Source organism: Citricoccus zhacaiensis, from assembly GCF_014645315.1.
In the GTDB taxonomy this organism is placed as follows: domain Bacteria; phylum Actinomycetota; class Actinomycetes; order Actinomycetales; family Micrococcaceae; genus Citricoccus; species Citricoccus zhacaiensis.
On the sequence record NZ_BMLQ01000004.1, the window covers coordinates 103,461 to 116,798 of the forward strand.

Genomic DNA, 13,338 nt, shown 5'->3' on the forward strand with positions numbered 1-13,338 from the left:
CCGGGGGATGTCGTTCAGTTCTGCAGAGTGCGCGGTTCGGGCAGTGGTCCGCCGAACCAGTGTTCAATCAGGGCGCGGGAGATGGAGGCGGCCCCGGGGATGGTGATGTCTCCGCTGGCCACCGTCTCCTCCAGCTCCTCTCGCGTGAACCACCGCACGTGGGCCACCTCGTCCCGGTCCGCGTCGGCCTCGTCAGGATGGTCCGTCACCGCTGTGTAGCCCAGCATGAGGGACTGCGGGAACGGCCACGGCTGCGATCCCAGGTACACGGGTGAATGGATGCGCAGGTTCGATTCCTCGTGGACCTCACGGACGACCGCTGCCTCGAGCGACTCCCCCGGCTCCACGAAGCCGGCCAAGGTCGAGTACATCGCAGGTCCCCAGGCGGCATTGTTGCCCAGAAGCACACGGTCATCCCGGTCAGTGACCGTCACGATGATGGCCGGGTCCGTGCGCGGGAAGTGCTCCGAGCGGTCCTGCGGGCACACCCGGACCCAGCCCGACTGGGTGATCGCGGTCGGGGTGCCGCACCGCGGGCAATGCGTGTGCCCGGCATGCCAGTTGGCGATCGCCACGGCCTCCACGAAGACCCCGGCGTCCCGGTCTGTCAGGGCCGCCGCCGCGTCCCGCAGGCCGACCCAGGCGACCTGTTCCGGCTGGTCCACCGGCCGGCCTCCGGCCTCGCCCTCCGTGAGGTTGGGCTGCTCATCGGCGACCAGCAGGATCAGTTCGGCCCGGGGCTGTGTCTCCTGATCGCTCCCGTCGGCGTCATGCTCGACGCCGGCGGCCGAACGGCCGAGGTACACGGCACCATCCGGCAGCTCACCGTCTGGTCGGACCAGGACCAGATGACCGCCGAGAACGGGCGCACGACCGCCGACCAACCACAGCACGCGAGCTTCCGGCTGTTCCCAGACCTGTTCCAGCCATCCCTCGCGGGCCCGTTCCTCGCAACCCCGGTCCACATTCTCCCGAGCCAGGGGAAGCCGGCCGAGGGCGGGAAGGATTTCGTCCGAGGTACGCATGCCTCCACGGTACCGCCCAGTGCGGACACCGTTGCGTCGATCCGGCAGTGGCTGTGGAACAGGGCCGAGTCCCGCTGGAACCACCGCGGCTCATCGCCGCGGCACATCACGGCGGCCTCCGCCACGGCCGGTCATTCGGCGACTCGCCGCACCTGAGCCCCTCTGCTGCCGGGGCGGGAAAGTACGGTGGTGGATGTGAACCGTACGCCCATGGAACTTGCTGCCTTGGCCAGCGCCGCCATCCCCGATCTGTCCCCGACCGGTGTGGTCGGCTCCCCGGACGATCCCCGGGACTTCTCGGCCGCCGTCGTCTTCGACCGCCAGGGAAGCCGGTGGCGGGTGCGGTCCCCCCTCCACGAGGAGGCGGCGATGCGGCTGGAGACCGAGCTGCAGGTGCTGTCCGGCTTCACGCCCGGCATCCGCGCCGGACTGCCGTTCCGGGTGCCGTCTGTGGCCGGGGCGGTTCGCCTCGATGGCATGCGCACCTTCGTCTACCACGACATGCCGGGCGAGGAGATGGAGCTCGAGGACCTCACCGAGCTCGGCGGCAAGACTCCCGATGACATCGGGCGGGTGATCGCCGCGGTGCACGCGCTGCCGGCCGCCGTCGTCGAGAACGCCGACCTTCCCGTCTACACCGCGGACCAGTTCCGCCAGCGCCGCCTCAATGAGCTGGACCAGGCCGCGACCACGGGCCGCATTCCCGCCATACTGCTGCGTCGTTGGGAGAACGCGCTGGAGGAGATGGAGCTCTGGGAGTTCTCCCCCGTGGTGGCCCACGGAGACCTGCACGAGGACAACCTGCTCGTGGACCAGGGCCGGCTGGTGTCGGTGACCGGGTGGACCGATCTGCACATCGGCGATCCGGCCGAGGACTTCGCCTGGCTGGCGTCCTCCGGGAACCAGGAGTTCACGGACCAGGTGGTCAAGGCCTACTGGCAGCACCGGTCCGGGGGGACCGTCCAGGACGGGCACCTGTTGCGCCGGGCCGTCCTGGCGGCCGAGTTCGCCCTGGCCCAATGGCTCGTCCGGGGCATCGCCGCCGATGACGAGGAGATGGCCGCCGAGGCCGAGGCCATGTTGCAGGAACTGGAGGCGGATGTGGAGGAACACGGCGGGCAGGTCATCAGCGCTGCACCCGCTGTGGAACCCGCTGCGCATCGTCAGGGCGTTGCCGCTACCGGCATCGATGATCCTGCTGACGATGAAGACACCGGGGAAGGCGCCGACGACGACGACGCCATCATCATGGATCACGCACGCTCCCCCGAGCAGGACGGCACCGATGAAGCGCCTGGTGGAGATCAGTCGGTGGCCCATGGCGCGGCATCGGATGACTCGGAGGATAAGCTGGCGCCGGACGAGTTGGCGGCAGATGAGGCCGAGGCCAGCCAACCGAGCGAGGCCGTAGGCCCGGACGATGCTGAAGACCCGGACGACCCTGAAGACGCTGACGACCCTGAAGACGCTGAGGATGTGAGCAGCACCGAGGTGCAGAAGCACGCCGAAGAACAGGGCGATGCCGAGGACGACGATTCTGAACGGGGCTTTTCCGGGAGCCATGCCACGGCGCCCCACAAGCAGGGGCCCCCGACGACGGCCCTGGACCTGGACGAGGTCCGGCAACTCGACATCCGCCGGGCCACGGACCCGTCCTGAACCGGTGAAGACCGGCCCGGCAGAGACGTGGATCAGTCACGCTGGGACATGACGGCCCGCGCCAGGATTGCCTCGAGCTCAGCCTCCCCGGCCAGGTTGTGCAGGGCCCGTTCCGTTCCGTGCGCCACGTAGACGAAGCAGGCACTGATGTGCTCCAGCGGGATGCTGTGCAGCCGTGACCAGGCCAGCCGGTAGACGGCCAGCTGCAGGGACTTGACCTCCAGGTCCCGGCCCGAGGGTACCGCGCCGGTCTTCCAGTCGACGAGCTCCCATCGCGCCTGCGGATCGTTCGGCTCCTGAGGTGAACCACCCTCGCGGAACACGGCATCGATCCGGCCACGCAGGGTGACTCCCCCGACCGTGGTCTCCACCGGCGGCTCGATGTACGCAGGCGCCCTGTCCGCCCAACGGCTGGCCAGGAAGCTCTGCTTCATCGGCTCCAGGTCCAGGGCATCCTCCACCCAATGGTCCGCCGAGTCCTCCGGGTCGTCGAAGTCCAGCATGCCGGTGCTTCCGAAATGGTCCTCCACCCAGGCATGGAAGGCCGTCCCCCGTCGTGCGGCATGGGCTGGTGGACGGGGCATCGGCCGCCGGAGTTGACGGGCCAGGGCCTCGGGATCGTTGGCCATCTCCACGAACGTCGAGGCACTGACGTGGCTGGGCAGCTCGACGAGGTTCCCACGGTGGTTCACCGGGGTGGACCGTTCGAGGACCCATTCCACCTGACGGGCCAGGTCGCCGGCCGACTCACCACCGCCGGCCGCGGTCTGGTCGGCTTCAACCCGCAGCGGATCGGCGTCCCGCACCCAGCCGGCCGCCGTCTCCAGCGCCGCCCTGCGGGGACGAGCCCTCGGTGGCAGGGCCGTCGCCCGGTCGAGGTCGTCGGGGGCCGCGGGGTCCATGACCAGGACCTCGGGGCCGTCCAACGGGTCGAAGGGCCACCAGGCGGACAGCCTACGCTCGGCGAAGGGGTTCTCCTCCCCGGCCTCGGACGGATCCGCCCAGGGGCCGGTGGTGAGGTGGACCCGGCTGGAGTCGATGAGTTCCTGCAGGAACGGAGACGGCGTGGACGGGGTCTTGGTGACACCGCGCCAGTGGCTGCCGCTGAGCAGCAGGAGCGTCCTGGCCCGGGTGAAGGCCACGTAGGCCAGACGCCGCTCCTCCTGGAGGTGGTGCACGGCGGCACTGTCCTTGTAGGAATCCGGGTAGTTCTCCTTCTGGCCCTTGAGGAACCACCCGACGGCGTGCCCGGCCCAGTCCCGTTGGTTCTCCCAATCGGTGTTCCACTGCGGGAGACTGTGCCGGTCGCCCCGTAGGTCCCAGGGCAGGTGCCCGGAGCGCTCGGAGGTCCAGGTGTCGAAGGTCTTGCCGGGGAATTGCCCGTCCACCAGCCCTGGCACGGCCACGATGTCCCATTCCAGCCCCTTGGAGGCGTGGGCCGTGAGCAGCTGGACGGCATCATGGCGGGGTTCCACGCCGGTGATGCCCAGGCCCTTCTCGCGTTCCTCGGCGGCCTCGAGCCAGGCCAGGAACGCCGTGAGGTCTGAGCCGGACCCTTCGGCGGCGCCGTTGGTGAAGTCCCGGGCCGCGTCCAGGAAGGCATCCAGGTGCCGACGGGCGGTGACTCCGGACTGTCCCGGCCGGGCGGCGACCTCGATGTCGAGTCCAAGGGTGGACTCGACCAGCCGGATCAGGGCGGTCAGGTCCAGCCCGGTCTGCCCGGCGAGGTAGCGCAGTTCCCGTGACAGCCGCTCCAGCCGCTCCCGGCCCCGGGCGCTGAAGCTCCGTCCCGTCCGGCTTGTCCAGTGGGGGTCCGGGAGCCAGTCCAGGGCCTCGATCAGGGAGGAGGACTCGGCGTCCTCCTCCGGTGAGGTGTCCTGCTCGGGCGCCTCGCCGCCGTCGGGCTCCCCGGGGCTGCGGCGCCGGGTGCGGGCGAGCATCGCGGCCCGCTCCTGCAACACCACCAGGTCGGCCGCACCGATGCGCCAGCGGGCACCGGCCAGCAGGCGCATCAGGTGGTCGGACCGGCTGGGATCGGAGATGACCTGCAGCACGGCGATGAGGTCCGCCACCTCGGGCACGGAGAGCAGCCCGGACAGCCCGAGGACCTCATAGGGCACGCCGGCGGCGTCCATGGTCTCCATGAGCGGTTCGAACTGGCTGCGGGTGCGGCACAGGATCGCCCGCGTGGGCCGCTTCGCCACCGGCAGGTCCTGGCGTGCGGCCTCCTTCAGGGCGGCGACGACGGCCGCGGCCTCCTGCTCGGAGTCCGGCAGCCAGGAGGCCCGGACCTCGCCCTCGACGGCCACCGGCGACGGCTCCAGCGGCTTCACCTGGATCCCGCCCACCGGCTCGCTGCGGAGGGGGTCCGCCACCGTGTTGGCCGCCGCGAGCACGGTGAGGGAGTTGCGCCACGCCGTGGTCAGGTAACTGACGGGCGCCGGGCCCGCCGCACCCTCCGGGCCGGGTACCGAGAAGCTGTGCGGGAAGGAGAACAGCTGACCGGCGGAGGCCCCGCGGAAACCGTAGATGGACTGGTTGGGGTCGCCGACGGCGGTGACGGGGTGACCGTCCACCCCGAACAACCCGCGGAACAGCTCCAGCTGGGCATGGGAGGTGTCCTGGAACTCGTCCAGGAGCACCACCCGGTAGCGGGAGCGTTCGATCTCCCCGACGGCGGGGACCTCCTGGGCGATCCGCGCGGCGTACCGGACCAGATCGCCGAAGTCCATGACGCCGGCGTCGAGCTTGGCCTGGCGGTACGCGACCACGAGTTCGGACATCACCCGGCGCAGCCGGAGCATGGTGAACACCGAGGCCACCGTGGCGTTGCTGCCCTCGACGGCCTTCTCGCTGAACGGCAGGTTCTCGCCGAAGACCTGCTTCTCGGCCAGGCACCTCTCGACCTCGTCCGGTTCCACGAGGTGCTCGGCACAGTCCGCGGCCAGCTTGATGGTCCCCCTCACCAGGGTGGAGGCCGGGATGTTCGCGAAGCCGAGGTCGCCCTCGTAGGCGCGCACGATGCGGGACACCAGCTGGTATGACTGGGCCTCACCGATCATGCCGGTGTCCGGTTCCAGGCCGATGCGCATCCCGTGGTCCCGCACGAGCGTGTTCGCATAGGAGTGGTAGGTGGAGACGCTGGCCCGGGCGGGCCCCTCCGTCGTCAGTCCGTCCTCGGTCTCGGCGTCGGAGGCCACCGGGGACAGGTCCAGGCCCGATTCGACCAGCAGATCGAGCTTGCGGTTGATGCGTTGGGCCAACTCGCCGGCGGCCTTGCGGGTGAAGGTCACGCCGAGCACCTGGTCCGGGGCGGAGAAGCCGTTGGCCACGAGCCACACCACCCGGTCGGACATGGTCGCAGTCTTGCCGGAGCCGGCCCCCGCCACCACGAGCCGGGGCTCCAGGGGTGAGGTGATCACGGCTGCCTGCTCGGCGGTGGGCTCATGCTGTCCCAACAGCCGGGACAGCTCCTCCGGGCTGTACCGGGCGGTGCGCACGTCCGGACTCATCGGTGCCATTCGGTGGTTTGCCTTCCGTTGCTGTGGATCGGGCAGATGGCGGGAAGGGCACAACCGGGGTTGTCCGCACCACCGTGGATCGCCAGGTACCGGGGCCCGATCATGGCGCGGGCCGCCGTGAAGATCTGCTCGATCGCCCACTGTTGACCCGGGTCCAACGCGGGCTGGCCTTGGATCTTGACGCTCTTGTTGGTGGTGCGCAGCTGGACCAGTGCTGCCCCACCCGGTTCGGTGGGCCTGACGAAGTCCTCCGCCGGCAGGGCCCCCGCGGCGATGGCCGCCTGGTAGACGCCCAGCTGGGGCAACTCCTGCAGCTCGTCGTTCGAGGGTGCGCGTTTGCCGGTCTTGAGGTCCACCACGTAGGGCCGGCCCTCGGAGTCCTTCTCCAGCCGGTCGATGATGCCGTTGATCTGGACCCGCAGCCCGTCACGTTCCAGCTCCTGGTGGAACTGGTGCTCCACGGCGACCCGCGACCGGCCGTCCTGCTCCATCTGGCGCAGATATCCGACGAAGTAGCCGATCATGCGCCGCGCGTCGGCGGCCACCCGCTCCGCCTCCCATCCCGGTTCCAGGCCGAGGTCCGGCAGCCGGCGTTCCAGCTCGGCCAGGAGGTCCTCGGCGGGGCCGTCCGGGTGGCGCTCCGCGATGGCGTGGATGAAGGTGCCGATGGATTGGGCCTGGGTGGTTCCGGCCTGACCGCCGGCCTGGTAGATGAACCAGTTCAACGGTGACTTCAGGGCCGATTCGACCCGCGAGGGCGACACCGGCACCGCTGTGAGGGTGGTGTCCACGAGCGGCTGCTCGGTGGACAGGGGCAGCAGCCCCCACCAATCGTCGGGATCCGCCCCGCGGATCCCCTCCTCCGCCAGCCGGGACAGGGCCGAGGCGGCCGCTCGCACCCGGGCCGGCGGGCCGACGTCGTCCGCCGGTTCCGTCCCCGCTGGCACCGTGCCGTGTCCGGTCACGCTGACGGCGGCCACCGTACCGGGCTCCTGCGAACGTTCCTGCAGGCCGGTGGTGGCCTCCTGCTCCAGCTCGCGGCGTAGCCCGGCCACCAGGGCACCCGCGGTGAGGGGGCGGGGCACGTCCGTCAGGGGCCGTTCATTCTCCACGTCCCTCCAGGGCTCGACGAGATCGAGGAAGTCGGAGGGCTGGTGGTTCTCCGAGGACACGGCGATGCCGATGACGCGTTCCCGGGCTCGAGAGACGGCGGTCGCGAAGCTGCGCAGCTCATCCTGGCGCACCTCGGCCATCCGGGATCGGTGGTCCATGCGGGTGGTCTTGCCCTGGGCGACATCGGCGAGGTCCGTGGCACCGAGCAGCTGTCCACGCAGGCGGGTGTTGGGCCAGATGCCGTCCTGCAGTCCCGCGATGATCACCACGTCCCATTCCCTCCCGGCCGCGGAGGCCGGGGTCACCACGGACACGGACCCCTCCTGGACGGCGGTCGAGGCCAGGGAGTCCATCGGCAGGTCCTGGGCTTCCATGTAGTCGGCGAAGGCCAGCGGGGACGCCCCCGGAAACTGGTCCACATAGCGTTCGGCCGCCTGGAAGAGCCCGACGACGGCGTCCAGGTCCCGGTCGGCGCGCCGGGCCGCGGGACCGGTCCCGGTCACGGCCTCCCGTTCCCAGCGCGCGGGCCGGTCCGAAGCCGCCCACACGGCCCACAGTACGGTCTCGGCGGTGGCCGCCGGGTCCGCTGCGGCGGTCCGGCCGGCGGAGACCATCCGGGCCAGTCGCAGCACGCCGGCCCCCGGGACGGGGTGGTCCGCCAGCAACTCCGGATCTTCGAAGGCCTGCAGCAGCAGCTCGGTGCTGGACCGGGTGCCGCCGGCCGCTCGTTCGTCCTGCAGCAGGCGTTGGCGCAGTTGGCGGAGTTGCAGGGCCGTCGCCCCGCCGTAGCTGCCGCCGGCCAGCCACAGCGCCCGGTCCAGGTCCAGCACCGAGTCTGGCTCCCCGGCCGGGGTGGAGACGGTCCTCAGCAGGGAGAGCAGGGGCGTCACGGCGGGCTCGGTCTTGAGCACGGTGTCCGTCACGGAGCGGTTGACGGGGATGCCCTCAGCTTCCAGGTACCGCCCGAGTTCGGCGACGAGCGGCCCCGAGCGGGCGATGACGGCCATGTCCCCGAGGGGAACCCCTCCGCGGTGGTGCAGGTGCAGCACCTGTTGGAGCACCAGGAGCTGCTCGTGCGGGGGCGAGGCCACCACGTGTGCCGTGGCCTCGGCCTCCTGACGGGGCTCCGGCGGGGACGGCAGGAGCTCCTGCCGCAGCGCCAGTGTGCCGGGCAGGGCCGGGATCCGGCGGGCCACCCGTTGCCAGGCCGCCAGCACTCCCCCGCCCATCCGGTGGCCCGTGGTGAGGGTCAGGGTGCGGCCGGGCCGCTGGGCGGTGGCCAGGCACTCCGGGTAGTCGCGGACGAGATCCGGCCGGGCGCCGCGGAAGCCCTGGACCACGGTGTCCGGGCTGGCCGTCGCGATGACGTCCTGACCGGCGCCGAGGACCCGGATGAGGCGGTGCACGGCGGGGGTCGCCTCCTGCAGGTCATCGATCACCAGCACTGGCAGGCTTCCCCGCTCGGCGTCCAGCAGCTCGGGGAAGTCCTCCAACAGGCGGGAGGCCGTGGTGATCAGTCCGGCCGGGTCGAAGGCCTCGCTCATCCCGAGGTCCAGCCGGTCCCGGTAGTCCTGCAGGAGCACGGCGGCGGCCGTCCACTCGGGACGGCGGTGCTGGCCGCCCAGGTCCTCCAGCTGCCCGGGCTCGATCCCATATTCGCTGGTGCGGTCGATCAGCTCGCGGACCTCCTTGCGGAACCCGCGGGTGGTCACCGCCTCGGACAGGTCCTCGGGCCAGTCCGGGCCGCCGCGCTCCCCGGAGGCGTAGGACTCCAGCAGTTCCGCGATCACCGTGTCCTGCTCTGCGCCGGAGAGCAGCCGCGGGGTCCGTTCGACCGTCGGCAGGAACCCGGCCGTCCGGGCCCGGCGGATGAGGTCGAAGGCATACGCCGCCCAGGTCCGCACGGGCGTGGCCGCACGGGTGCCCCGGCCGGCCTGGTCCAGCCGCACGGACAGGGCGTCCCTCAGGCGGGCCGACGCCTGACGGGTCGGGGCCAGCACCAGCAGCCGGGAGGGGTCCAGCCCGGCCTCGATGCGCCGCGCCGCGTACTCCACCGCGAGGGTACTGCGTCCGGTGCCGGGTCCGCCGAGGACCAGGACCGCGCCGTGCCCCGGAGCCAGGTCCAGGACCTGCTGTTGGTCACCATCGGGGCTGAAGGCCTCGGCCTGGACCTGCTTCGGTGCGGTCAGGCGGAGGCCGTCATGCTGCGCTTCGGGGGACATGTCTTCATTCAACCAGCCGCCCCGGACAACTTGACTAACCACACTGGTCAATCTGGCTGGTGACCCCGCACCCCCACTGATCAACCCACGGATCAGCCCAGTCGGGCCTTCAGCTCCGCGAGCACCGCCCTCGCAGCCTGGTCCGGCAACCACCGCGCCCGGGCAAGGTCCACGCTCGGGCGCGGGCCGGCGTCGGGAGGACCGGCAGCCTGCCCCTTCAGCGGTGTGCCCTCCGCGGCGTAGTGCGGCGCCGCCCGCGCGGACAACGACGCCGGCAGGGAACCATCGGCGCGCACGATCCGCCACCAGCAGGTCCCGTCGGGCGCCTGGGACATCGCCCGGCCGGCCTGGCGCGGCCCGCCGGCACCCAGCAGCCCGGCCAGTCCCCCATAGCTCACGGCAAGGCCCGGCGGGACGAGTTGGGCAGCCAGGATCAGGGCCTCAGAGAGCTCATACGGTCCGGGGGGAAGGTCGGGAAAGGTGCCCACGGGTGTCCATTCTGCCGGACCTGTCCACAGCGGGCCGCGTTGCGCGTGTAGGGCGTCCGTGCCACGCGGTACCGTGATGGCGTGAGCGACGTAACAGCATCCTCCCCCACCGACGTGCCGGTCTCCGCGCCGGTCTCGGACTCCACCGTCCAGGCAGCCCAGGCGGCCGTCGCGGTGCTGCCCTGGCACCAGCAGATCCGTGTCGGCTTCGACCTGGAGACCACCGGCCGGGACCCCAACGAGGCCCTCATCGTGACCGCCTCCCTCGTAGTGGTCGATCCGCACGGCAACCTCGCCGCCAGCTACGAGTGGCTGGTGGACCCGGGCGTGCCGATCCCGGAGGAGGCCGCCGCCGTCCACGGGGTGAGCACCGAGAGGGCCCAGGCCGAGGGCATGCCCGCGGAGCAGGCCGTTGTGGAGATCGCTGACACCCTGCGGGACTTCTTCGATGCCGGGATCCCGGTCATCGCGTTCAACGCCTGCTACGACTTCACCGTCATGGACCGTGAGCTCGCCCGCCGTGGCCTGGAGCCGCTGCAGAACCAGTGGATCATCGACCCGTTCGTTATCGACAAGCAGGTGGACCGCTACCGCAAGGGCAAACGTACTCTGACCGATGTCTGTGCCCACTACGGCGTGACCCTGCTGGACGCGCACACCTCCGCGGCGGACTCACTGGCGGCCGTCGGCGTGGCGGACAGCCTGGCGGTCAAGTACGCGGCCCTGCAGGTCGGACTGGATGAGCTCCACTCGCTCCAGGTGCGCTGGAAGGCCGAGCAGGCCGCCAGCTTCCAGGACTACCTGCGCCGCAAGGACCCCGCCGCCGTGATCAACGGCGACTGGCCCGTGCAGCTGCGGTAGGGCCCGTCCGCGTCCTCGACCTGGTCCTCACCCTGGACCTCATCCTGGGAGATCGGCGAGCCCTAGGAGGTCGGAGCGGTCGCGGCGGCCGCGGCCCGGGCCGCGTGCGGCAGGGCGGCGGCGATCCGCTCCATGGCGGCGTCGTCGTGGGCGGAGGAGACGAACCAGGCCTCGAAGACGCTCGGTGGCAGGTAGACCCCGTGCTCCAGTATGGCGTGGAAGAACGGTGCGTACCGGAAGGTGTCCTGGGCCTGGGCGTCGGCGTAGTTGTGGACACCGCCGGCCGAGGTGCCGAAGGCCACTGAGAACAGGGTCCCGGCCCGCTGGATCGAGTGGTCCACCCCGGCCTCGGTCAGGGCACCCACGAGCATCTGCTCCAGGTCCTGCGAGCGCCGGGACAGCGTGCCGTAGACCTCCTCCGTGGCGTTCTGCAACGTGGCCAGGCCGGCAGCCATCGCCACCGGGTTCCCGGACAGGGTGCCCGCCTGGTAGACGGGTCCCAGGGGAGCCAGCAGGTCCATGACCTCGGCGCGGCCCGCCACGGCTGCGGTCGGCATGCCGCCGCCGATGACCTTGCCGAAGGTCCACAGGTCGGGGGTCCAACCCTCGACCTTCCCGGACAGGCCCCAATAGCCGGCCTCCGAGGCACGGAAGCCCGTGAGCACCTCGTCCCAGATCAGCAGGGCGCCATGGCGTTCGGTGAGGCCGCGGAGGAACTGGTTGAAGCCCTCCTCCGGGGTCACCACGCCCATGTTGCAGGGGGCGGCCTCGGTGATGACGGCGGCGATCTCCTGCCCGCGGGCTGTGAAGGCCTCCTCCAGGGCGGAGCGGTCGTTGTAGGGCAGCACCAGGGTCTCCGCGGCCTGAGCCTCGGTCACCCCGGCGGACCCGGGCAGGGACTGGGTGGCGACCCCGGAACCGGCAGCGGCGAGCAGGCCGTCCGAGTGGCCGTGGTAGCAGCCGGCGAACTTCACCACGAGGTTGCGTCCGGTGGCGCCACGGGCCAGCCGGATGGCGGTCATGGTGGCCTCGGTGCCGGTGGAGACCATGCGGACGCGGTCCACGGGGACCTTCCCGGCGATCAGCTCGGCCAGCCTCAGCTCGTCCGGCGTGGAGGTGCCGAAGGACAGTCCGGCATCCACGGCCCGGTGGACGGCGTCCACGACGGCGGGGTGGTTGTGCCCCAGCAGCATGGGGCCCCAGGAGCACACCAGGTCCACGTACTCGCGGCCTTCGGCGTCGGTCAGGTAGGGGCCGGCGGCCTTCACCATGGACACCGGGGCGCCGCCGACCGAGCCGAAGGCGCGGACCGGGGAATTCACGCCCCCGGGGATCACGGCACGGGCGGCGTCATACAGTGCGGCGTTGGTGGTGGGAGCGTTGTTGGCGGTGTTCGAGGTGGTCTCGGTCATCAGAGGCGTCCTTCCTTGATCCAGCGGGCCAGCTCGGTGGCCCAGTACGTCAGCACGGTGTCCGCCCCGGCCCGGCGGATGGACAGCACGGACTCCATCACGGCGGCGTCGCGGTCGATCCAGCCGTTGGCCGCCGCGGCCTCGATCATCGCGTACTCTCCGGAGATCTGGTAGGCGGAGACGGGGACATCAGAGGCGTCTGCCACGTCCCGCAGGATGTCCAGGTAGCTCATGGCGGGCTTGACCATGACCATGTCCGCACCTTCGTCCAGGTCCAGGGAGACCTCGAGCAGGGCCTCGCGGCGGTTGGCGGGGTCCATCTGGTAGGTCTTGCGGTCACCCGTGAGCTGGGAGTCGACGGCCTCGCGGAAGGGACCGTAGAACGCCGAGGAGTATTTCGCGGCGTAGGCGAGGATCCCGGTGTCCTGGTGGCCGGCGTCGTCCAGGTCCTGGCGGATGACGGCCACCTGGCCGTCCATCATCCCGGAGGGTCCCACCAGGTCGGCGCCGGCCTCCGCCTGGGCCACGCCCATCCGGCCGTAGATCTCCAGGGTGGCGTCGTTGTCCACGGCCCCACCCTCGGTCAGGACGCCGCAGTGTCCGTGATCGGTGAACTCGTCCAGGCAGAGGTCGGACATGACGACCATGGAGTCGCCGACCTCCTCCTTGACCGCCCGGATGCCGTCATTGAGCACCCCGTCCGGGTCCAGGGAGGCCGAGCCGGTGGCATCGCGGGTCTCGGGGATGCCGAAGAGCATGATGCCCCCCACGCCCAGACCGGCGGCCTCGGCGGCCGCGGCCTTCAGGGTGTCCCGGGTGTGCTGGACGACTCCCGGCATGGACTGCAGGGCAACCGGCTCGGTGATGCCCTCCCGCACGAACACCGGAAGGATCAGGTCCGCCGGATGGATCCTGGTCTCCGCGACCAGTCGGCGCATCGCGGCGTTCTGGCGCAGTCGGCGCGGACGGTGAGTGGGAAAGGACATGGGTACCTCGGCATTTTCTCGGCAGTCTGCGACGGTCCGTGGGTCGGTCGG

At 71.1% G+C, this 13,338-nt stretch carries 8 protein-coding genes; 2 read left to right on the plus strand and 6 right to left on the minus strand.

Annotated features, from left to right (window positions below; genetic code table 11):
* Window positions 1–14: 14 nt before the first annotated feature.
* Entirely contained in the window at window positions 15–1,025 is a 1,011-nt protein-coding gene (gene nudC, locus IEX49_RS07840) for an NAD(+) diphosphatase (protein WP_188805621.1), read from the minus strand.
* A 210-nt stretch (window positions 1,026–1,235) separates the two neighbouring features.
* On the opposite strand from nudC, the gene IEX49_RS07845 reads away from it, so the two are divergent.
* Complete coding sequence (locus tag IEX49_RS07845) at window positions 1,236–2,684, plus strand: phosphotransferase (RefSeq protein ID WP_229672406.1); 1,449 nt, start codon at window positions 1,236–1,238, stop codon at window positions 2,682–2,684.
* A gap of 32 nt (window positions 2,685–2,716) precedes the next feature.
* Here IEX49_RS07845 and IEX49_RS07850 read toward each other — a convergent pair whose 3' ends face one another.
* From IEX49_RS07850 to IEX49_RS07860, 3 genes are all read right to left on the minus strand, one after another.
* A complete protein-coding gene (locus IEX49_RS07850; RefSeq protein ID WP_188805623.1) occupies window positions 2,717–6,205 on the minus strand; it encodes an ATP-dependent helicase in 3,489 nt (1,162 codons plus the stop codon).
* Window positions 6,193–9,540, minus strand: coding sequence for an ATP-dependent helicase (locus IEX49_RS07855; protein WP_188805624.1), 3,348 nt, complete (start codon window positions 9,538–9,540; stop codon window positions 6,193–6,195). Before IEX49_RS07855 ends, IEX49_RS07850 begins: the two co-directional genes overlap by 13 nt.
* Before the next feature lie 92 nt (window positions 9,541–9,632).
* Window positions 9,633–10,028: an MGMT family protein gene (locus IEX49_RS07860; protein WP_188805625.1), complete on the minus strand. Its 396-nt coding sequence runs from the start codon at window positions 10,026–10,028 to the stop codon at window positions 9,633–9,635.
* Between the two features lie 174 nt (window positions 10,029–10,202).
* Here IEX49_RS07860 and IEX49_RS07865 point away from each other — a divergent pair, with 174 nt between their 5' ends.
* Window positions 10,203–10,889 (plus strand): 3'-5' exonuclease, encoded by a 687-nt coding sequence (locus tag IEX49_RS07865; RefSeq protein ID WP_373286706.1) that lies wholly within the window; start codon window positions 10,203–10,205, stop codon window positions 10,887–10,889.
* Window positions 10,890–10,951: 62 nt separating this feature from the next.
* On the opposite strand, the gene hemL is transcribed toward IEX49_RS07865, so the two are convergent.
* Window positions 10,952–12,301 (minus strand): glutamate-1-semialdehyde 2,1-aminomutase, encoded by a 1,350-nt coding sequence (gene hemL, locus IEX49_RS07870; RefSeq protein ID WP_188805626.1) that lies wholly within the window; start codon window positions 12,299–12,301, stop codon window positions 10,952–10,954.
* Window positions 12,301–13,287: a porphobilinogen synthase gene (gene hemB / locus IEX49_RS07875; RefSeq protein ID WP_188805627.1), complete on the minus strand. Its 987-nt coding sequence runs from the start codon at window positions 13,285–13,287 to the stop codon at window positions 12,301–12,303. Before hemB ends, hemL begins: the two co-directional genes overlap by 1 nt.
* Between the last annotated feature and the right edge of the window lie 51 nt (window positions 13,288–13,338).